Source organism: Janthinobacterium sp. 67, assembly GCF_002797895.1.
In the GTDB taxonomy this organism is placed as follows: domain Bacteria; phylum Pseudomonadota; class Gammaproteobacteria; order Burkholderiales; family Burkholderiaceae_D; genus Janthinobacterium.
In genome coordinates this window covers 1,991,594-2,011,145 of the sequence record NZ_PGES01000001.1, presented here as the reverse complement: position 1 = coordinate 2,011,145, position 19,552 = coordinate 1,991,594, and the positions used below count along the sequence as shown (strand labels likewise).

The following is a 19,552-nucleotide window of genomic DNA, read 5'->3' as shown; positions in this document are numbered from 1 at the left end:
CCTGTCGCCCTGTTGCCGCATGTTTAATTCACCTTACCAGCGCCTGCGCGCCAGCCTGCGCGTGCTGTACGGCTCGTCGATCTATGGCGCCTTGCTGCTGGTGGTATTCGGCGGCCTCGTCGTGCCCGCCATCTTCGGCAGCTATGTGCTGGTCGGCGTGCACGAGCGCCAGTCGGCGCGCACCAGCCTGAACGAGGCCTTGCAGCGCAATGCCGATATCCTGGCGCTGGGCATGCAGGAGTCGCTGTGGAACATGAATGCGGAATCGGCCCATTCGCTGGTCGAGTCGGTGATGCGCGACCGTGCCGTGCTGCTGGTGAAGGTGCTGGGACAGGGTGACACGGAATTCATCAGCCTGCAGGCGCCGCAGCGGCCCGTGGGCAATCTGTACCGCGCCGAGCGCGACATCCTCGTGCGCGGCGAACGCATCGGCCACGTCGTCGTCGAAATGGACGATGCGCGCAGCCAGCAGGAGCTGCGCGAAAAGCAGATGTCGTATATTTTCGTGCTGGGTGCGCAGCTGGCCGTGTCGATGGCGCTGATCGTGCTGTTCCTGAACCGCCGCCTGCTCAAACCCCTGCGCCGCCTGACGCGCTTTTCCGACCGCCTGTCGCATGGCGATTTCGACACGCCGCTGGCGTCGCACAGCAATGACGAGCTGGGCCGCCTGACGGCGCAGCTCGAGCAAATGCGCGCGGCCATCGGCCAGCTGTTCGAGGACGTGGGCCAGCGCGAAGAGCGTTTCCGCACCATCGTCACGCAGGTGCCGGGCGCCGTCTTCCGCTACCGGCCCGATGGCCCCATCGATTTCGTCAGCGACGCCATCGAAGACATTTCCGGCTATTCGGCGCGCCAGTTCATGCGCGGCACCACGCATGCCTGGGCCGACCTGATCTGCCCGGAAGATCGCCGCGAACACCGCCGCGCCGTCCGCCAGGCGGTGCACGACGGGCGGCCGTATGCGCTGGAATACCGTATCGTCGACGCTTTCGGCATCGAGCGCTGGGTGGCCGAGAATGGCCAGCCGCAGGCGGGCGAGCCGGGCATCATCTGGATCGACGGCATCATCGCCGACATCAGCCAGCGCAAGCACCACGAGATGCGCATCGAAGCGCTGCTCACCGAGCAGAGCGCCATCCTCGACAACGTGATGTTCGGCGTGATGTTCGTGCGCCACCGCCGCATCATTTCCGTCAACCGCCGCTGCGAGGAATTGTTCGGCTACGGCCATGGCGAGATGACGGGCAATTCCACCGCCATCGTGTTTACGACGTCGTATGACTTCGAGGAGGCGGGCGAGCGCCAGTATCCGATGCTGGCCAAGGGCGGCGACTTCAGCGAGGAGCGCCAGTACAAACGCCGCGACGGCAGCCTGTTCTGGGCGCTGGTGAGCGGCTGCGCGCTCGACCCGCTGCGCCCGAACGAAGGCAGCATCTGGGTGTATGCCGACATCACGGCGCGCAAGGAAGCCGAGGAAAAGCTGCGTTTGTCGGCCACCGTGCTCGAACACATCGCCGATGGCGTGATGGTGGTCGACGCGGAGGGCATCATCGTCACCGTCAACCCCGCCTTCACGCAGATCACCGGTTACGCCGAAGCCGAGGCGCTGGGGCGGCACGCGTCGCTGACGCGTTCCGAGCGCCACGACGCCGCGTTTTACCAGGCCCTGTGGGATGAACTGGCCGTCTCGGGCTTCTGGCGCGGCGAGATCTGGAACCGGCGCAAGAACGGCGAGGTGTACCTGGAATGGCTGACCATCAGCGCCGTGCGCGACACGCGCGCCGTCACCACCCATTACGTGGGCGTGTTCAGCGACATCACCCTGATCAAGGAATCGCAGGAAAAGCTCGACCACATGGCCCATCACGACCCGCTGACGGCGCTGCCGAACCGGCTGCTGTTCCACGACCGGCTACAGCACGCGCTGCTGCGCGCCGCGCGCGACCAGGAACAGCTGGCCGTGCTGTTCATCGACCTGGACCGCTTCAAGAACGTCAACGACACCCTGGGCCACCATGTGGGCGACGAACTGTTGCAAAAGGTGGCCGGCCAGCTGGCGGCCCGCCTGCGCGAAGGCGATACTTTGGCGCGCCTGGGCGGCGACGAATTCATCGTCCTGCTCGAACGCATCGACGGCGAATATGGCGCCACGCAGGTGGCGGAAAAGCTGATGACCATGTTCGACCAGCCGTTCACGGTGGCCGGCCATGAACTGTTCGTCACCTGCAGCGTGGGCATCAGCCTGTATCCGGACGACGCGCTGGACTTGAACATGTTGATCCGCAATGCCGACGTGGCCATGTACCAGGCCAAGGCGCGCGGGCGCAACGGCTACCGCTTCTATGCGCCGTCGATGACGGGCGAGGGCGTCGAGCGTCTGCGCCTGGAAACCTTCTTGCGCCGCTCGATCGAGAAGAACGAGATGTTCCTCAATTACCAGCCGCAGGTGGAAATCGACACGGGCCGCCTGGTCGGCGTCGAGGCGCTGGTGCGCTGGAACCACCCGGAACTGGGCCTGGTGCCGCCGGCCCGCTTCATCCCGCTGGCCGAGGACAGCGGTTTCATCAACCAGCTGGGCAAATGGGTGCTCGACGAAGCATGCCGCCAGATGGTGCGCTGGCAGGCGCAGGGCTTGCACGTGCCGAAGATGGCCGTGAATTTATCGGTAAAACAGTTCGAGCGGGGCAGCATCGCCGGCATGGTGGCCGCCATATTGAAGGAAACGGGCCTCGAGCCGCAGCGCCTGCAGCTGGAAGTGACGGAATCCGTCATCATGAACACGGGCGACGCCCTCGGTTTCATCAACGACTTGCACGCCATCGGCGTGGGCCTGGCCATCGACGACTTCGGCACCGGCTATTCCTCGCTCGCGTATCTGAAACAGCTGCCCGTGCAGACCCTGAAGATCGACCGCTCCTTCATCAAGGATATCTCGACGGACGTCAACGACGAAGCGATTGCGATTGCCATCATCCAGCTGGGCAAGAGCATGCAATTGTCGGTGATTGCCGAAGGCGTGGAGACGGAAGAGCAGGCCGCCTTCCTGCTGCGCCATGGCTGCAAACTGGCGCAAGGTTATTTTTATAGCCGTCCGGTGCTGGCTCAGGATATGCTGGAGCGCTGGATCGATCATTAACTAATAAAGGGTATCCCATGGCCGCAGAAAAAAACACGTCGCGCCGCCGTTTCCTGCTCGGCGGCCTGGGTCTCGGCGTGGCCGGCGTGGGCGCCCTGGTGCTGGGCTGGGGCGTGCTGCCGCCGCGCCAGCGTCTGCACGGCAGCGCGCCGCTGCCGCTGCAGGATGGCGCCGTGGCCCTCAACGGCTGGCTGGCGATCCAAACGGATGGCACGGTGATCCTGGCCATGCCGCGCAGCGAGATGGGGCAGGGCGTGCATACGGCCTTGCCGATGCTGGTGGCCGAGGAACTCGACGTGCCGCTGGCCAGCGTCAGGCTGATCCAGGCGCCCATGGATAAAATCTTCGGCAATGTCGCCATGCTCCAGGATGGCTTGCCTTTCCACCCCGACGACCACGGCCGCGTCAAAGCGCTGGCGCAGTGGACGGTGGCCAAGGCGGCGCGCGAACTGGGCGTGATCGTCACGGGCGGCTCGTCGAGCGTGAAGGATGGCTGGGGTCCCATGCGCGAGGCGGGGGCATCGGCGCGCGCCATGCTGGTGAGCGCTGCCGCCGCGCTGTGGCAGGTGCCGGCCGCGCAGTGCCGCACGCAGGACGGCGAAGTGCTGCACCCGGACGGCCGGCGCGCCAGCTACGCCAGCCTGGCGCAGCGCGCCGCCGCTATCGATCCGGGCACGCCCGTGCTGAAACTGCCCAGGGATTTCAAGCTGATCGGCCAGCCGGCGCCGCGCCGCGATACGCCATCGAAAGTCAATGGCAGCGCGCGTTTCGGCATCGATGCGCGTCCGCCCGGCATGCTGTATGCGGCCCTGCATTTGCCGCCGCGCCTGGGCGATACCCTGGCCGCGTTCGACGCGGCGCCCATACTCGCCATGCCCGGCGTGAAAAAAGTGCTGGACCTGACGCCGCAGCTGGCGCAGCGCAGCATTTCGTGCGCGGCCGTGGTGGCCGATACCTGGTGGCGCGCCAAGCAGGCGGCGGCCACCTTGCCGACGCAGTGGAAGGCTGGCCCGCAGGCGAACTTGTCCAGCGCCGGCGTCTACGCGGAGTTTGCCCGCCTGTTGGATAGCGAAGCCGGATATGCCTACCACGCCAGCGGCGAAGTCGAGGGCAAGGCGGTGCAGGGCATGCGGCAGGTCAGCGCCGAGTACCGCGCGCCGTTCCTCGCGCACGCCGCCATGGAGCCCGTCAACTGCACCGCGCAGGTGAAAAATGGCAAGGTGATGCTGTGGGCCTCGACGCAGGCGCCCGGCATCGCCGTCGACGTGGCGGCGAAAGTGGCCGGCGTCGATGCGAAGGACGTCAGCATCGAGGTGCTGCTGCTCGGCGGCGGTTTCGGCCGCCGCCTGGAAGTGGATATGGTCGCGCAAGCCGTGGCCATCGCGCTGCAGTGCGATGGCGCGCCCGTGCAGCTGGTGTGGACGCGCGAGCAGGACACAAAGCACGATATGTACCGTCCCGCCGCGCTGGCCCGCTTTGCGGCCCGCCTCGACGAGCATGGCCGCATCGCCTCCTGGGACAACAAATCCGTCAGCGGCTCCATCACGCACCAGTTTTTGCAGCGCAATTTCGGCTTGCCCGGCGCGGGGCCGGACAAGACGACGGCCGAGGGCGAATTCGACATGCCGTATGAAATCGCCAACCAGCGCATCGCCCACGTGATCGCCGACAGCGCCGTGCCGGTCGGCTACTGGCGCTCGGTCGGGCACTCGCACAACGCGTTCTTCAAGGAAAGCTTCATCGACGAACTGGCCCATGCGGCAGGGCAGGATGGCGTCGCTTTCCGCCGCGCCATGCTGGCCAAGCATCCGCGCCACCTGGCCGTGCTCGACGCGGCAGTTGCCAAGGCAGGAACTCCTCCGCCCGGCCATGCGCATGGCGTGGCCTTGCACCAGTCGTTCGGCAGCATCGTCGCGCAAGTGGCGCAGGTGTCCGTGGAAAACGGAGAAATTCGCGTGCAGCGCGTCGTATGCGCCATCGATTGCGGCATTGCCGTCAATCCGAACATCATCGCCCAGCAGATGGAATCGGCCGTGCTGTTCGGCCTGTCGGCGGCGCTGGGCGGCGAGATCACCTTCAAGGAGGGAAGAGTGGAGCAGGCCAACTTCCACGACTATCCCGTGCTGCGCATGGGGCAGGAGCCGCATGTGGAAACCATCATCATCGCCAGCGCGGAACACCCCGAAGGCGTGGGTGAGCCAGGCACGCCGCCGATTGCGCCGGCCGTGGCCAACGCCGTATTCAGCTTGACGGGGAAAAGGCTGCGCAGCCTGCCGCTGCGCCTGGCGTGACGTTTACTCTGCCAGGGTGGCGGCCAGCAAATGGCGCAGATTACAGTCCTGCTGCCAGTCGCGCCGTTCCTGCGTGCTGGTGGCCAGCGCCGCCAGTTCTTCGCTGCTGAGCGCCTGCTGCGCCTGCACCATGCGGTGTGCCAGGCCGCCGTCGGGCAGCACGGTGCCGAAGAAGGCGACATTGTCCTCGCGCTGGATCAGCAGGGTGGGAAAGTTGTCGATGTCGAGGTCGCCCACCACGTCGGCCTGGTCTTCGATGTCGATCCAGACGAAGACGGTGTCCGGGTGGCGCGCGGCCAGCTCCTCGAACGTGGCGCGGTAGGTGCCGCAAGTGCCGCACCACAGCGCGCACAGGCAGGCCACCGTCCAGCGCGGACCGGCCAGGGTTGCCGCGACGTCGGCGCGGTTATCGGTCGTGAGGGTCAGGCTGTGCATGGTCGTTTCTATTAGTGGGCGGATGGGCGCGGGCGCCCGATGCGCGTATTCTACCGCGCCCGGCGATGCCAGTCCCGGGAATGCATGGGCTTGTTTAGCCGTGTTTTTTGATGCTATACACCTTTCTGGTGGATAATGCTGATAATTGCGCGCTGATTACGCTGGTCCTAGCTGTTTCCTGGCCCCGCAGCCTGACCCCTCCAGTCTGTTTTCATGCCCTGCCCGGTGTCAGCGCTCCCGCCTTTGTTTATTTTTATTATGGAATTAGCCAGCTTATGTTGAGTTACCGCCACGCCTTTCACGCGGGTAATCACGCCGATGTGTTGAAGCATTATGTGCAGATTCAGTTGTTGCAATATCTGAATCAAAAAGATACCGCCTATAGTTATATCGATACCCACTCCGGCGCAGGCGTGTATGCGCTCGACGGCGGTTATGCCTCGAAAAACGCCGAATACGAAACGGGCATCGCGCCCCTGTGGGACCGCACGGACTGGCCGGCCTCGCTGGCGGAATACATGAAGCTGATCAAGGAAATGAATCCGAGCGGCAAGATGCGCTACTACCCGGGTTCGCCGTACTGCGCCGACAAGGTCAGCCGTGAGCAAGACCGCCTGCGCCTGTTCGAGCTGCATCCGGCGGACGCCAAGATTCTGGCCGACAATTTCCGCAAGGTCGAGGCGCATGCGCTGGCCCAGGGCGAGCGTCCGACCGTGCGCGGCAAGCGCGTGCTCATCACCAAGGCCGACGGCTTCCAGAGCCTGAAAGCCCTGCTGCCGCCGCCATCGCGCCGCGCGCTGGTGCTGATCGACCCGCCGTATGAAGACAAGATGGATTACCGCAAGGTCAAGGACACCCTGGCCGACGCCCTCGTGCGCTTCCCGTCCGGCATGTATGCCGTCTGGTACCCGGTGCTGCAACGCATGGAATCGCGCCAGTTCGCCGACAAGCTCAAGCAGCTGCCCAGCTCGGACTGGCTGCACGTGACCCTGACGGTCAACACGCCGTCGCCCGATGGTTTCGGCTTGCACAGCAGCGGCATGTTCATCTTGAATCCGCCGTACACCCTGGAGCCGATGTTGCGCGAAGTCATGCCGTACCTGGTGAAGGTATTGGGCCGTGACGATGGCGCGAAGTTTGTGTTGGAAACGGGCAAGGGCGGCCAGAAAAATACAGGCACCAGAAGGGTGTAGTCATACTCTGCTTGGTAGTGCCGCAATAAAAAACGCCACGATCATTTGATCGTGGCGTTTTTTTATGATCGGGAGATTACTGTCCCAGCAGTAAGAACACGGTCGGTTTCTTGTGGAAATCAGGCGCCTTTCCGGCGGCTAATTGTTTCTTCCACTGTCCGCCATTCCACGTCTGCACGCTTTCCGTGTCCAGGCTCAGGTCGGTAGCGACGCAGATCAGGGTCGATGGCGCGCATTGCGCCACGAGGGCTTCGAGCATGGCGGCGTTGCGGTACGGCGTTTCAATGAAGAGCTGGGTCTGCTTTTCATTGCGCGAGCGGCTTTCCAGTTCCTTGATGCGCTTGGCGCGCAGGGCGGCGTCCGTGGGCAGGTAGCCGTTGAATGCGAAGCTCTGGCCGTTCAAGCCGCTGGCCATCACGGCCAGCAGGATCGACGAGGGGCCCACCAGCGGGCGTACTTTGATGCCGTGCTGATGCGCCAGACGCACCAGGTCGGCGCCGGGATCGGCCACGGCGGGCACGCCCGCTTCCGAGACGAGGCCCGCGTCGCGGCCCGCCAGCAGGGGCGCCAGCAAGCCGGCCAGCGCTTGCGCCGGGGTGTTCACGTTCAGTTCGGAAATCGTGATTTCCTGCAATGGCTTGGCCAACGGATGCTGGTTGCCGATCAATTTCAAGAAGGCGCGCGCCGTCTTGGCGTTTTCCGCAACGAAATAATCGAGCTGCGACGTGATCTGCCGTACTTGCTCTGGAATGATGTGGCTCAGCGGGTCGCTTGCGCCGTCGGACAGGCCGAGGTGGTTGGGAATCAGGTACAGGGTGCCGGTCATATTGTTAGCTTTGTATTGGCCGGGGTCAGTCCCTTCGGGATCGGAGTGCGCTCCACTGGAACGCACTCCCCCGTCGGGTCTGACCCCAGGGTGATTAAAATGTAAAAAACGTCACACCCGCCTTGCGCAGCATGCTTGTGAGGGCGATCAGCGGCAAGCCGGTGAGGGCGGTCGGGTCGGTGGTGGCTATGCGTTCGAGCAGGGCGATGCCCAGGCCTTCGTTCTTGGCGCTGCCGGCGCAGTCGTACGGCTGTTCGATGCGCAGGTAGGCGTCCAGTTCGACGTCGGGCAAGTCGCGCACCGTGACGAGGGTCTGGACGTCTTCCACTTGCGCCACGGGAGGATTCTGGCGGCCGTCGAGCAGGCACAGTGCCGTGTGGAACACGGTCTCGCGTCCGCGCATGGTTTGCAGTTGCAGCAAGGCATTGGCATGGTTGCCGGGCTTGCCGATCTGCGCGCCGTCGAGGGTGGCGACCTGGTCGGAGCCGATGACGAGGCTGCCAGGGTAGCGGTCGAGCACGGCCTGCGCCTTGGCCTGGGCCAGGCGCAGGGCCGTGGCGCTGGGGCTTTCGCCCGGCAGGGGGCTTTCGTCGAGATCGGGGACGGCCACCTCGAAAGGCAGGCGCAGGCGTTGCAGCAGTTCCTTGCGGTAGGTCGAACTCGATGCAAGAATCAAGCGCGATGGGGCGGAAGTTGGTATCATTCGGTAGTGGATGGCGGCCGGCATGGCCGCGCTGGTCGATGTCAGTGGGATTTCACGCAAATTCCAGGGCGCAGAGCCCACAACTGAGGCTCCATGCGGCATGACGGTGTTGATGAAATGTCATGTTGATGGCAATGATTGCGTCAAAAAAGATGCTTAGCCTTTGACTCCGTGCTAAAAACCCTGTTATTATCGCAGGTTTTCCGGGGAAATTTTCTACCAATGAATGCTTTTGTGATCGACGCCTTTGATTTTTGTCGTATCAGCGGGAGCCGCGAGGGTGTAACTCCTGTCGCTGAAATGACCCGGTTGACCAAGGATTGTGCAGATAGTTCCGGCGAGATCGCCTGGAAGATCGTCGGCGGCACCAGCAAGCTGGGCTACCCGCAACTGACCTTGTCGGTCAACGGCACCGTTCAGCTGGTTTGCCAGCGCTGCCTGACTCCGTATGCTTACGTGATCGATTCTTCGACTGTTCTGATGCTGGGCAAGGATGACGAGCACGCGGACGAGATCGAAGAAATTATCAACGATGAATCGATCGACGTGATCGTCGGCAGCCGCAGCATGGATGCCGCGGCCCTGATCGAAGATGAAGCCTTGCTGGCCCTGCCGCAGGTACCCAAACATGACGTCTGCCCCGATACGGCGCAGCTCGATGCTCTCAAGACTGAAAAGAAGTCGCCGTTTGCGGCCCTGAAAGACTTGAAGCCAGAATAAGTAGTAGTTGTAGTTTATAGGGGGCCTCAAAAACCGCAGGTTTGTGAGATCCCGCTTAGAGAACGTGTCAAACGCGTGTAGTAATCGAGTATGGCAAGTGTAGTGAAATGTAGTTGTAATAAACGATGTCGGTCCGGGCTATTTTCGGGTAGTCTTTACCGCTGGGATACTCGATTCGCATGTATTTGCCAATCGATTGTGCTAAAATTTTAGAACTTATGTATTAGGAGTCATCATGGCAGTTCAACAGAACAAGAAAACCCCTTCCAAGCGCGGCATGCACCGTTCGCACGACTTCCTGGTCGCGCCGCAATTGAGCGTCGAGCCAGTTACCGGCGAAACACACATGCGTCACCATATCAGCCCTAACGGCTTCTATCGTGGCCGTAAAGTGTTGAAGACCAAAAACGACGAGTAATCGACGTTTTTGTTGGGTAAGATGAAAGCGGTGTTGCGTGGTTATTCGGCGTGGCGCCGCTTCTTCTTTTTTATCGGCTGCAATTCATCTTGCACACCCGTCATTTTGAATCACGCTGTCCAGGTCTGTGCATGATATGTTGCGCCCCGCATATGCTCCAGTCCGATTCACATCTTGCCGCACGCCCGCAGCGGTATTGAATCAACACAAATGACAATCAAAATTTCTATCGACTGCATGGGCGGAGATCACGGTCCCTCAGTCACTATCCCCGCAGCAATTTCCTTCGTAAAACATGAACCTGAAGCCGAACTGATCCTTGTTGGATTGGAAGACGTGATCCGTGCCGAACTGAAGAAACATAAAGCCGACACGCATCCGCGCCTGTCGGTATTGCATGCCTCCGAACAAGTTACCATGGACGATCCCCTGGAAGTGGCCCTGCGCCGCAAGAAGGATTCCTCCATGCGCGTGGCCATCGAACAGGTCAAGAACGGCGTAGCGCAAGCCTCCGTTTCCGCCGGTAATACGGCAGCCCTGATGGCCGTGTCGCGCTATGTATTGAAAACCATGTCCGGTGTCGACCGCCCGGCCATCTGCAGCATCTTGCCGAATCAAAAGAACGGCCCCACCTACATGCTGGACCTGGGCGCCAACGTCGATTGCGAACCGCATCACTTGCACCAGTTCGCCATCATGGGTTCCGTGCTCGTTTCCGCCATGGAAGGTATCGAACGGCCGACGATCGGCTTGCTGAACGTGGGCACGGAAGATATCAAGGGCAATGAAGTGGTGAAACTCACCTCGAAGCTGCTGCAGGCCGACCACGAGCGTGGCGCGCTGAACTTCTACGGCAACGTGGAAGGCAATGATATCTTCAAGGGCACGACCGATATCGTCGTCTGCGACGGTTTCGTCGGTAATGTCACCCTGAAAGCCATCGAAGGCCTGGCGCGCTTCATGAAAGACGTGCTCACTTCCGAATTCAAGCGCAATCCGATCACCATGCTGGGCGCGCTGATCGCCCGCGGGGCCCTGAAAGCCATCGGCAACCGCTTGAATCCTTCGCGTTACAACGGCGCCAGCCTGCTGGGCTTGCGTGGTCTCGTCTTCAAGAGCCACGGCAGCGCCGATGCCTATTCGTTTGAATGGGCCTTGCGCCGCGCTTTCGATGCGGCAAAAAATGACGTGCAAGCGCACCTGGCCAGCCTGATCGCCGAGCTGATGCCGCGCACGCCAGTTCCGGACGAACCTACATCAACAAGCTCTACCATTTAGTGGACGGGTACTTGCATGACTGTTTTTAGCAAAACTTACAGCAAAATTATCGGCACCGGCAGCTACTTGCCGGAAAAGCGCGTCACCAACCAGGACTTGACCGAACAGCTCGCCGCCAAGGGCATCGAGACGTCCGATGAATGGATCGTCTCGCGCAGCGGCATTTCGGCGCGCCATTACGCGGCGCCAACGCAAAATTCCTCGGACCTGGGCGTGGAAGCGGCCAAGAAGGCCCTGGAAATGGCTGGCCTGAACGGCAACGACCTGGACCTGATCATCGTCGCCAGCTCGACCCCCGATTTCTTCGGCAGCTTCCCCAGCACGGCCTGCATCGTGCAAAACAAGCTGGGCATCACGAACAACTGCGCCGCCGTCGACGTGCAAGCCGTCTGCAGCGGTTTCGTGTATGCGGTGGCCACGGCCGACAGCTTCATCCAGTCGGGCATGCATAAAAACGTGTTGGTGATCGGCGCCGAAGTGTTTTCGCGCATCCTCAATTTCGACGACCGCGGCACCTGCGTGCTGTTCGGCGACGGCGCCGGCGCCATCGTCATGACGGCGTCGAAGGAACCGGGCATCCTGGCCACCAAGCTGCACGCGGACGGCCGCCACTCGAACATCCTCAGCGTGCCGGGCAGCCTGGCTGGCGGCGCGCTCGACGGCAGCGCCTTCCTCTACATGGATGGCCCGGCCGTCTTCAAGCTGGCCGTGTCCGTGCTGGAAAAAGTCGCGCACGAAGCCCTGGAACACGCCAACATGACGTCGGACCAGATCGACTGGCTGATCCCGCACCAGGCGAACATCCGCATCATGAACAGCACGGCCAAGAAACTCGGCTTGCCACTGGAAAAGATGGTCGTCACCGTCGATCAGCATGGCAACACCTCGGCCGCCTCGATCCCGCTGGCACTCGACATCGCCGTGCGCGATGGCCGGGTCAAGAAGGGCGACAACGTCATGATGGAAGGCGTGGGCGGCGGCTTTACCTGGGGCGCCGTGTTGGCAAAGATGTGATGGCCGGAGGCTGATTTCGGGGTCCGACCCGTCGGGGGAATGCACTCCAGTGGAGTGAATTCCGATCCCGCAGGGACGTACCCCAGCAGTTGCATTTGGTTCGCTGAATAAATAGTAAAAAAACGGAGTCGACATGACACAATTTGCATTTGTTTTCCCAGGCCAAGGCTCGCAAGCGATCGCGATGCTCGACGGTTTCGCCGGCAACCCCGTGGTTGCGCAAACCGTGGCCGAAGCGTCGGACGCCCTGCAATTCGACCTGGGCAAGCTGATCGCCGAAGGTCCGAAGGAAGAGCTGGACCTGACTACCAACACGCAACCCGTGATGCTGACGGCGGCCGTGGCGTTCTACCGCGCCTGGCTGGCGGCCGGCGGCTCCGTGCCGACGGTCGTCGCCGGTCACAGCCTCGGTGAATACTCGGCGCTGGTCGCCGCCGGCGTCATCGACTTCAAGGATGCCGTGCCGCTCGTGCGTTTCCGCGCGCAGGCCATGCAGGAAGCCGTGCCCGTCGGGCAGGGCACGATGGCTGTCGTGCTGGGCCTGTCGGACGACGACGTGCGCGCCGTGTGTGCGGAAGCGGCGGCGGAAAACCCGGCCCTCGTGGTCGAACCCGTCAATTTCAATGCGCCAGCGCAAGTGGTCATCGCCGGCCATACGGCTGCCGTCGAGCGCGCCTGCGAACTGGCCAAGGCCAAGGGCGCCAAGCGCGCCATGAAGCTGCCCGTTTCCGCGCCATTCCACTCGTCGCTGCTGAAGCCTGCATCGGACCGCTTGCGCGAGTACATGGCCGGCTTGACGTTCTCGGCGCCGCAAATCGCGCTGATCAACAACGTCGACGTGGCCGTCGTCAACGACGTTGCCGGCATCAAGGATGCGCTCGTGCGCCAGGCGGCCAGCCCCGTGCGCTGGGTGGAAACCATGCAAAAGGTCGCTGCCGACGGCATCACGCAAGTGATCGAATGCGGTCCGGGCAAGGTCCTGATGGGCCTGGCCAAGCGCATCGATCCGGTGCTCGTGGGCGACGCCATCGTCGACCAGGCATCGCTGGAACGCATTTTGACGCAGCTCAAGTAAACAGCAAACGGCAGCGCAGCTGTGACTGCCGTCAGCCATCTTTAAGGATACTCATGAATTTAGCAAATCAAGTCGTGCTGGTCACGGGCGCCTCGCGCGGCATCGGCCGCGCCATCGCCACCGAACTGGGCAAACAGGGCGCGACCGTGGTCGGCACCGCCACCTCGGAAAGCGGCGCGCAAGCGATCACCGATTACCTGGCCGCCGAAGGCGTCACGGGCAAGGGCCTGGTCCTGAACGTGACCGATGCGGCGCGCTGCGCCGCCGTCGTCGATGAAGTGCAGAAAACCTACGGCAGCCTGTCCATCCTCGTCAACAATGCGGGCATCACGCAAGACCAGTTGGCCATGCGCATGAAGGATGAAGAGTGGGACAGCGTCATTTCCACCAACCTGTCGGCCGTCGGCCGCCTGTCGCGCGCCGTACTGCGCGGCATGATGAAAGCCAAAACTGGGCGTATCATTAATATCACGTCGGTCGTGGCGTCGTCGGGCAATCCGGGGCAAATGAACTACGCGGCGGCCAAGGCCGGCGTGGAAGGCATGAGCCGCGCCCTGGCGCGCGAAATCGGCAGCCGCAACATTACCGTGAACTGCATCGCGCCGGGCTTCATCGATACCGACATGACCAAGGCCCTGAGCGAAGAGCAGCACGCGGCCCTGTTGACGCAAATTCCCCTGTCACGCCTGGGCAAGCCGGAAGACGTGGCGGCAGCGGTAGCCTTTCTGGCCTCGCCGCAAGCGGCCTATATCACGGGCACGACCCTGCACGTGAATGGCGGAATGTACATGAATTGATGTGAAAGATAGGCGGGGCGGGCGTTTGTGGCATGATTCAACGACCGTTTTTGTCTATAATCGCATCTTTTAGCAGCAGCTTCGGTCGAATTAGCAGCAGACACCGAAATTAGTATTCGGACGCGCAAACCTGATAAAATGCGCGCACTTTCCGTAACACACACTTTGGAGCCATAACATGTCGGATATCGAACAACGCGTTAAGAAAATCGTCGCTGAGCAACTGGGCGTTGCAGAAGCAGACATCAAAATCGAATCCTCCTTCGTCGACGATCTCGGCGCCGATTCCCTGGACACCGTGGAACTGGTCATGGCCCTGGAAGACGAATTCGAAATGGAAATCCCTGACGAACAAGCTGAAAAAATCACCACCGTGCAACAGGCGATCGACTACGCCACCGCACACGTCAAGGCCTAAGCCTGTCTGACCGACTTCAGGAGAATCGCTTGAGCCGTTCTAAAAACCGTCGTGTTGTTGTCACCGGCCTGGGCTGCGTTTCACCTGTCGGCAATACTATTGCCGAGGCGTGGGGCGCAATCATTGAAGGTAAATCCGGCATTGCCACGATTACCAAGTTTGATGCACAGCCATTCACCACGCATTTTGCTGGTGAAGTCAAAGGCTTCAATATCGAAGAATACATCTCCGGTAAGGAAGCCCGCCACATGGATACCTTTATCCATTACGGCATGGCTGCGGGCATCCAGGCGATGCAGGACTCCGGCCTGGAAGTGACCGAAGAAAACGCCGAGCGCATCGGCGTGATCATCGGTTCCGGTATCGGCGGCTTGCCGCTGATCGAGGAAACCAAGTCCGAGTACGAAAAGCGCGGTCCGCGCCGTATCTCGCCATTTTTCGTGCCTGCCTCGATCATTAACATGATTTCTGGCAACCTTTCGATCAAATATGGTCTGAAGGGCCCGAACCTGGCGATCGTTACTGCGTGTACCACCGGTTTGCACAGCATCGGTGCCGCAGCGCGCATGATCGAGTACGGCGATGCCGACGTCATGATCGCCGGCGGTGCTGAATCGACCGTGTCGCCGCTGGGCCTGGGCGGTTTCGCCTCGGCACGCGCCTTGTCGACCCGCAACGACGATCCGGCAACGGCATCGCGTCCGTGGGATACCGACCGCGACGGCTTCGTGCTGGGCGAGGGCGCTGGCGTCATGGTGCTGGAAGAGTACGAGCACGCGGTGGCCCGTGGTGCCAAGATCTATGCCGAAGTGCATGGTTTCGGGATGAGCGCAGATGCTTATCACATGACCTCGCCGCTGGAAGATGGTAGCGGCGGCAGCAAATCGGTGATCGCGGCCCTCGATAACGCAGGCTTGAACGCGGATCAGATTCAGTACCTGAACGCGCACGGCACGTCGACCCCGCAAGGCGACGTGGCGGAAGTGATGGGCATCAAACGCACCTTCGGCGAGCACGCCAAGAATCTGGTTGTCAACTCGACCAAGTCGATGACGGGCCATTTGCTGGGCGGCGCGGGCGGTCTGGAAGCGGTGTTTACGGTCCTGGCATTGCACCATCAGGTGTCGCCACCGACCATCAACATCTTCAACCAGGATCCGGCTTGCGATCTCGATTTCTGTGCCAACACGGCGCGGGATATGAAGATCGATTATGCAGTGAAGAATTCGTTCGGCTTCGGCGGAACGAATGGCACGCTGATTTTCGGTAAAGCGAAATAAGCAGGAACTTTCAAGCGCTCGCTACGGTCAAACCGTAGTGAGCGCTGATTCGGCGCCAACGTTCGTTGGCGCCTGAATTTGCCCGGCATGTTGCCGGCGCGCCTTTTTTTTCCCATGAAGTATGTCAATCGCAGTAGCGGCTGTCATCCGCACGCCTGTCTGTTTGCGTCTGTTGCAAGCGGTGCTGGGATCGTGCGCCTTGCTGGCCGCCTGGCCCTTGAGCGGCACGTGGCCCGTTGCGGGCCTGTCCGACGCCGGTGCCGGCCCCGGCCACCTGGTGGGCGGGTATGCGCTGGGCTGGAGTGGCGCGCTGCTGAGTGCGGCTGGCGGCGTGTTTTTGCTGGCTTTGCCGCGCAGGCGCAGAAAGCCGCAGACGCTTGATATTTCGCCGGTTGGCCAGTTGCGGCTGGCGGTATATCTGGAGCATGGCGGGGCGCCGGAAATGGATGCCAGCGAGATGCCGGAGCCGGCTGTGGCGGTGTCTCCGGCAGTGCCGGGCCTGCGCCTGTTGCCGGGCTCGACCCTGTGGCCGTCACTGCTGGTGCTGTGCCTGGCCGATGCCGCAGGGCGGCGCACGGAGGTACTGGTGCAACGCGGAGGCAGCTGCGCCGCCTTCCGCCCGCTGGCCGTGGCGTGCCGGGCCATCGCAGCGCGCGGTGGGGAAGAATAAATGTGGGGTGAACACTGAACTTCTTGCAGCGGGCCAACTCTATATCCATACAGGCGCCCACGCTGCATGACTACAGGGACATTGGGCGTGAGGACAGAGCGCGAGTATGATCAGTTGCTGGTCGAGCGGGTGCAGGCTGGCGACAAACGGGCATTCGATGTGCTGGTATCGAAATACCAGCGTCGCTTGATGCGTCTTGTGTCGCGCCTTGTGCATGACCCGGCGGAGGCCGAAGATGTGGTGCAGGAAACCTTTATCAAGGCGTACCGGGCGCTGCGCCATTTTCGCGGCGAGGCCGCGTTTTATACCTGGCTGTATCGCATCGGCATCAATACGGCCAAGAATTATCTCGTTACGCAAGGGAGGCGCGCTGCCACGTCCAGCGATGCCGACGCCGAGCAGGCGGAATCCTTCGATGATGGCAATAAATTGCGCGACAACAATACACCCGAATCGGTGCTGGCCAGCAAGCAGATTGCGGCTACCGTCAATGCGGCAATGGATGTGCTGCCCATCGAATTGCGCACGGCCATCGTCCTGCGCGAAATCGAGGGCCTGAGCTATGAAGAAATATCGGAGATCATGGCGTGCCCCATCGGCACCGTGCGCAGCAGGATATTTCGCGCGCGCGAAGTGATTGCGGAGAAATTGAAACCGTTGCTGGACATGCCAATTGACAAGCGTTGGTAATCTGGGGAGTATGAGGTTGGCATGGCTGCGTCCGGTTTCCGCACCGATCTTCTTGAAATGGCAGGACCCATCATGGATACGCATACACGATTGCACGAGACTATTTCCGCCCTGGCCGATGGCGAGCTGGCGGCGAGCGAACTCGAACTGGCTTTTGCCGCCCTCGACACGGATGAGGGGCGGCAAGTATGGGAGGCCTATCGCCATATCGGCGACGTGCTGCGTTCGGAGCAGTGCGGTCATCCACTGAGCGCCCGGTTCCATGCGGGGCTGGCCAGCCGCCTGGCCGCCGAGGCGGCGGCTGCCCATGCCGAGCCGCTGCTGCCCCTGTCCGCCGCCCTCGTGCCGCCGGGCACTGCCGAGCCGCTGGAGGCGGGGCCGCTGGCGCAGCGCTGACGCATTTTCCATCTTATGCCAGGCTTAACGTTCCCGTCGCCCTCTTGACACTGGACTTCGGTACGATTGACACTGTGAACAGGCAATATCTTGCTTTTGCGATATATTGTTGCTGCCATGCGCGCTGCGGGGTGTGTTTGCCCTCGGGGTTCCGTCGTGACGGCCAATCATGCACGCAGGCAATCGCCTGATCCGTTTTGATCCGTTTACATATTCGAAAAGATACTTTCCATGAAAAAAAACATGTGTGCCGCCAGCAAGTCGTTTTCAGTGAAGACGCTTTCCGCCTTATTGTTCGGTACGGCTGGCGTCTTCCTTGCTCCCACCATGCTGGGCCTGGCGCCACAGGCGCAGGCCGCCGTGCCTGCCGTAAAACTGCCTGATTTCTCGGACCTGGTCGACGCCGTCGGCCCGGCCGTCGTAAATATCCGCACCACCGAGCGCCTGAAGATGAACGGCCCCGGCATGGGCGGCCAGGATGAGCAGGAAATGCAGGAATTCCTGCGCCGCTTCTTTGGCGGCGCCATGCCGACGCCGCGCCAGCAGGCGCCACGCGGTGGTCGCCGCGCCGTGCCGCAAGAGCAGGAAGTGCAGCGCGGTGTCGGTTCCGGCTTCATCATCTCGGCCGATGGCTATGTGCTGAGCAATGCCCACGTGGTCGATGGCGCCGATGAAGTCTACGTAACCCTCACGGACAAGCGCGAATTCAAGGCCAAGGTGATCGGCGCCGATGCGCGCACCGACGTGGCCCTGCTGAAAATCGAGGGCGGCAACCTGCCGCGCCTGACCATCGGCGACTCGAACAAGATACGCGTGGGCGAGTGGGTCATCGCCATCGGCTCGCCGTTCAACCTGGAAAACACGGTAACGGCCGGCATCATTTCCGCCAAGTCACGCGACACGGGCGATTACCTGCCCCTGATCCAGAGCGACGTGGCCGTCAACCCCGGCAACTCGGGTGGTCCGCTGATCAATATGCGCGGTGAAGTGATCGGCATCAACTCGCAGATCGCCACCCTGTCCGGCGCCTACAACGGTATCTCGTTTGCCGTGCCCATCGATGAAGCCATGCGCGTGGGCGAGCAGTTGAAAAAGACGGGCAAGGTCGTGCGCGGGCGCATCGGCGTGCAGATCGGCGAAGTGAGCAAGGACGTGGCGGAGTCGCTGGGCTTGCCGAACGCCAAGGGCGCGCAAGTGTCGATGGTGGAGCCGGGCGGTCCGGCCGACAAGGCGGGCATCAAGCCGGGCGACATCATCCTGAAATTCAACGGTGCCCAGATCGAGCGCTCCTCCGACCTGCCGCGCCTGGTGGGTGGCGCCGCCGTCAACGGCAAGTCCACGCTGACCGTCTGGCGCAAGGGTGCACAGCAGGATATCCCCGTCACCGTCGTCGAGCTGGAAAGCGAGAAAACGGCGAAGAAGGGCGCCAAGGAGCCGGAAGCGCAAGCCGTCAATGCACTGGGACTGAAGGTCAGCGACGTGCCGGCCGCGAAGAAGCAGGAACTGAAGATCGACGCGGGCGTGCTGGTCGACGAGGCCGATGGCGTGGCGGCCCTGGCCGGCCTGCAGCCTGGCGATGTGATCTTGCAACTGAATAACGTTGCCGTGAAAGATGCTAAACAGTTCAATGCCCTGGTCGCCAAGCTCGACCCGAAGAAGACGTCGGCCGTGCTGGTGCGCCGTGGCGATACGGCGCAATTCGTGTCGCTGCGCCCGTCGGCGAAGTAACCGTGTGATCATCCCGCATTCCGGCCGCGGCCGGGATGCGGTATCCTGCGCGCCATGCACTTCACCCTCTATTCCCGCAGTTATTGCCACCTTTGCCAGGACATGCTCGACGCCTTGCTCCTGCTGCAGCCGCCCGGAAAACCGTTCACGGTGGACGTGGTCGACATCGACGCGTCGCCTGATGCAAGCTTGCTGGCGCGTTTTGACGAGCTCGTGCCGGTGCTGTTCGGCGACCTGGCGCAGCCCGAGCTATGCCATTATTTTCTCGACGAGGCGGCCGTGCGCCGCTGCCTGGTGTAATTTAACTGTCAATATTGACACTGCATTGCACCATTCTGGTGCCGAAAACAGCGGAAAATGTCGGCTTGCCCCGGTGCTGGCCTCATAAGACGGGCTTTCTACTCTGAAATCCGGTAAAATGGGGAGGTCGAAAAAGCTACTGTCCGAGGCAGCAGCTTCTGTCGCTTCAAAAGCGCTCGCCTGG

Annotated in this window: 19 protein-coding genes; 16 read left to right on the top strand and 3 right to left on the bottom strand. The window is 62.0% G+C overall.

Annotated features, from left to right (window positions below; all coding sequences use genetic code 11):
• Positions 1 to 19 precede the first annotated feature (19 nt).
• Positions 20 to 3,136, top strand: coding sequence for a bifunctional diguanylate cyclase/phosphodiesterase (locus CLU90_RS09020; RefSeq protein ID WP_092714673.1), 3,117 nt, complete (start codon positions 20 to 22; stop codon positions 3,134 to 3,136).
• Between the two features lie 17 nt (positions 3,137 to 3,153).
• Positions 3,154 to 5,427 carry a xanthine dehydrogenase family protein molybdopterin-binding subunit gene (locus CLU90_RS09015; RefSeq protein ID WP_198511180.1) on the top strand — a complete coding sequence of 758 codons (2,274 nt, stop codon included), beginning with the start codon at positions 3,154 to 3,156 and terminating at the stop codon, positions 5,425 to 5,427.
• 3 nt (positions 5,428 to 5,430) lie between these two features.
• Here the strand turns inward: CLU90_RS09015 and CLU90_RS09010 are convergent, their stop codons facing one another.
• Complete coding sequence (locus CLU90_RS09010) at positions 5,431 to 5,862, bottom strand: thioredoxin family protein (protein ID WP_092714675.1); 432 nt, start codon at positions 5,860 to 5,862, stop codon at positions 5,431 to 5,433.
• Between the two features lie 275 nt (positions 5,863 to 6,137).
• On the opposite strand from CLU90_RS09010, the gene CLU90_RS09005 reads away from it, so the two are divergent.
• A complete protein-coding gene (locus CLU90_RS09005; RefSeq protein ID WP_092714677.1) occupies positions 6,138 to 7,055 on the top strand; it encodes a 23S rRNA (adenine(2030)-N(6))-methyltransferase RlmJ in 918 nt (305 codons plus the stop codon).
• 76 nt (positions 7,056 to 7,131) lie between these two features.
• On the opposite strand, the gene CLU90_RS09000 is transcribed toward CLU90_RS09005, so the two are convergent.
• Entirely contained in the window at positions 7,132 to 7,881 is a 750-nt protein-coding gene (locus CLU90_RS09000; RefSeq protein ID WP_046683962.1) for an SAM-dependent methyltransferase, read from the bottom strand.
• A gap of 94 nt (positions 7,882 to 7,975) precedes the next feature.
• Positions 7,976 to 8,584, bottom strand: coding sequence for a Maf-like protein (locus tag CLU90_RS08995; protein WP_092714766.1), 609 nt, complete (start codon positions 8,582 to 8,584; stop codon positions 7,976 to 7,978).
• A gap of 222 nt (positions 8,585 to 8,806) precedes the next feature.
• Here CLU90_RS08995 and CLU90_RS08990 point away from each other — a divergent pair, with 222 nt between their 5' ends.
• The 13 genes from CLU90_RS08990 to CLU90_RS08930 all read left to right on the top strand — a co-directional run bounded on the left by CLU90_RS08990 (position 8,807) and on the right by CLU90_RS08930 (position 19,368).
• Positions 8,807 to 9,304 (top strand): YceD family protein, encoded by a 498-nt coding sequence (locus CLU90_RS08990; protein ID WP_092714680.1) that lies wholly within the window; start codon positions 8,807 to 8,809, stop codon positions 9,302 to 9,304.
• Positions 9,305 to 9,539: 235 nt separating this feature from the next.
• Positions 9,540 to 9,722: a 50S ribosomal protein L32 gene (gene rpmF, locus CLU90_RS08985; protein ID WP_034749653.1), complete on the top strand. Its 183-nt coding sequence runs from the start codon at positions 9,540 to 9,542 to the stop codon at positions 9,720 to 9,722.
• 210 nt (positions 9,723 to 9,932) lie between these two features.
• Entirely contained in the window at positions 9,933 to 11,000 is a 1,068-nt protein-coding gene (gene plsX / locus CLU90_RS08980) for a phosphate acyltransferase PlsX (RefSeq protein ID WP_076566622.1), read from the top strand.
• A gap of 15 nt (positions 11,001 to 11,015) precedes the next feature.
• Positions 11,016 to 12,014 carry a beta-ketoacyl-ACP synthase III gene (locus CLU90_RS08975; RefSeq protein WP_034749645.1) on the top strand — a complete coding sequence of 333 codons (999 nt, stop codon included), beginning with the start codon at positions 11,016 to 11,018 and terminating at the stop codon, positions 12,012 to 12,014.
• Positions 12,015 to 12,147: 133 nt separating this feature from the next.
• Positions 12,148 to 13,089, top strand: a complete 942-nt coding sequence (fabD, locus tag CLU90_RS08970; RefSeq protein ID WP_092714682.1) for an ACP S-malonyltransferase — start codon at positions 12,148 to 12,150, stop codon at positions 13,087 to 13,089.
• A 53-nt stretch (positions 13,090 to 13,142) separates the two neighbouring features.
• Positions 13,143 to 13,886 carry a 3-oxoacyl-ACP reductase FabG gene (gene fabG / locus CLU90_RS08965; RefSeq protein ID WP_034749638.1) on the top strand — a complete coding sequence of 248 codons (744 nt, stop codon included), beginning with the start codon at positions 13,143 to 13,145 and terminating at the stop codon, positions 13,884 to 13,886.
• Between the two features lie 178 nt (positions 13,887 to 14,064).
• A complete protein-coding gene (acpP, locus tag CLU90_RS08960) occupies positions 14,065 to 14,304 on the top strand; it encodes an acyl carrier protein (protein WP_008449912.1) in 240 nt (79 codons plus the stop codon).
• Between the two features lie 29 nt (positions 14,305 to 14,333).
• Positions 14,334 to 15,584: a beta-ketoacyl-ACP synthase II gene (gene fabF / locus CLU90_RS08955; protein WP_092714685.1), complete on the top strand. Its 1,251-nt coding sequence runs from the start codon at positions 14,334 to 14,336 to the stop codon at positions 15,582 to 15,584.
• A gap of 121 nt (positions 15,585 to 15,705) precedes the next feature.
• On the top strand, positions 15,706 to 16,254 hold the full coding sequence (locus CLU90_RS08950; protein ID WP_139178314.1) for a hypothetical protein: 549 nt from the start codon (positions 15,706 to 15,708) through the stop codon (positions 16,252 to 16,254).
• A gap of 66 nt (positions 16,255 to 16,320) precedes the next feature.
• The gene (rpoE, locus tag CLU90_RS08945; protein ID WP_035820241.1) at positions 16,321 to 16,944 is read left to right on the top strand and encodes an RNA polymerase sigma factor RpoE; all 624 of its coding nucleotides are present in this window, start codon (positions 16,321 to 16,323) and stop codon (positions 16,942 to 16,944) included.
• 72 nt (positions 16,945 to 17,016) lie between these two features.
• The gene (locus tag CLU90_RS08940) at positions 17,017 to 17,340 is read left to right on the top strand and encodes a sigma-E factor negative regulatory protein (RefSeq protein ID WP_092714689.1); all 324 of its coding nucleotides are present in this window, start codon (positions 17,017 to 17,019) and stop codon (positions 17,338 to 17,340) included.
• Between the two features lie 231 nt (positions 17,341 to 17,571).
• On the top strand, positions 17,572 to 19,068 hold the full coding sequence (locus CLU90_RS08935; protein ID WP_100427715.1) for a DegQ family serine endoprotease: 1,497 nt from the start codon (positions 17,572 to 17,574) through the stop codon (positions 19,066 to 19,068).
• A gap of 54 nt (positions 19,069 to 19,122) precedes the next feature.
• The gene (locus CLU90_RS08930) at positions 19,123 to 19,368 is read left to right on the top strand and encodes a glutaredoxin family protein (RefSeq protein ID WP_100427714.1); all 246 of its coding nucleotides are present in this window, start codon (positions 19,123 to 19,125) and stop codon (positions 19,366 to 19,368) included.
• The last annotated feature ends 184 nt before the right edge of the window (positions 19,369 to 19,552 follow it).

Bases quoted from the DNA above. Each gene is read 5' to 3' on its own strand.
- CLU90_RS09020 (WP_092714673.1), top strand. From the start codon at position 20: ATGTTTAATTCACCTTACCAGCGCCTGCGCGCCAGCCTGCGCGTGCTG.
- CLU90_RS09015 (WP_198511180.1), top strand. From the start codon at position 3,154: ATGGCCGCAGAAAAAAACACGTCGCGCCGCCGTTTCCTGCTCGGCGGC.
- CLU90_RS09010 (WP_092714675.1), bottom strand. From the start codon at position 5,862: ATGCACAGCCTGACCCTCACGACCGATAACCGCGCCGACGTCGCGGCA.
- CLU90_RS09005 (WP_092714677.1), top strand. From the start codon at position 6,138: ATGTTGAGTTACCGCCACGCCTTTCACGCGGGTAATCACGCCGATGTG.
- CLU90_RS09000 (WP_046683962.1), bottom strand. From the start codon at position 7,881: ATGACCGGCACCCTGTACCTGATTCCCAACCACCTCGGCCTGTCCGAC.
- CLU90_RS08995 (WP_092714766.1), bottom strand. From the start codon at position 8,584: ATGATACCAACTTCCGCCCCATCGCGCTTGATTCTTGCATCGAGTTCG.
- CLU90_RS08990 (WP_092714680.1), top strand. From the start codon at position 8,807: ATGAATGCTTTTGTGATCGACGCCTTTGATTTTTGTCGTATCAGCGGG.
- rpmF (WP_034749653.1), top strand. From the start codon at position 9,540: ATGGCAGTTCAACAGAACAAGAAAACCCCTTCCAAGCGCGGCATGCAC.
- plsX (WP_076566622.1), top strand. From the start codon at position 9,933: ATGACAATCAAAATTTCTATCGACTGCATGGGCGGAGATCACGGTCCC.
- CLU90_RS08975 (WP_034749645.1), top strand. From the start codon at position 11,016: ATGACTGTTTTTAGCAAAACTTACAGCAAAATTATCGGCACCGGCAGC.
- fabD (WP_092714682.1), top strand. From the start codon at position 12,148: ATGACACAATTTGCATTTGTTTTCCCAGGCCAAGGCTCGCAAGCGATC.
- fabG (WP_034749638.1), top strand. From the start codon at position 13,143: ATGAATTTAGCAAATCAAGTCGTGCTGGTCACGGGCGCCTCGCGCGGC.
- acpP (WP_008449912.1), top strand. From the start codon at position 14,065: ATGTCGGATATCGAACAACGCGTTAAGAAAATCGTCGCTGAGCAACTG.
- CLU90_RS08950 (WP_139178314.1), top strand. From the start codon at position 15,706: ATGTCAATCGCAGTAGCGGCTGTCATCCGCACGCCTGTCTGTTTGCGT.
- rpoE (WP_035820241.1), top strand. From the start codon at position 16,321: ATGACTACAGGGACATTGGGCGTGAGGACAGAGCGCGAGTATGATCAG.
- CLU90_RS08940 (WP_092714689.1), top strand. From the start codon at position 17,017: ATGGATACGCATACACGATTGCACGAGACTATTTCCGCCCTGGCCGAT.
- CLU90_RS08935 (WP_100427715.1), top strand. From the start codon at position 17,572: ATGAAAAAAAACATGTGTGCCGCCAGCAAGTCGTTTTCAGTGAAGACG.
- CLU90_RS08930 (WP_100427714.1), top strand. From the start codon at position 19,123: ATGCACTTCACCCTCTATTCCCGCAGTTATTGCCACCTTTGCCAGGAC.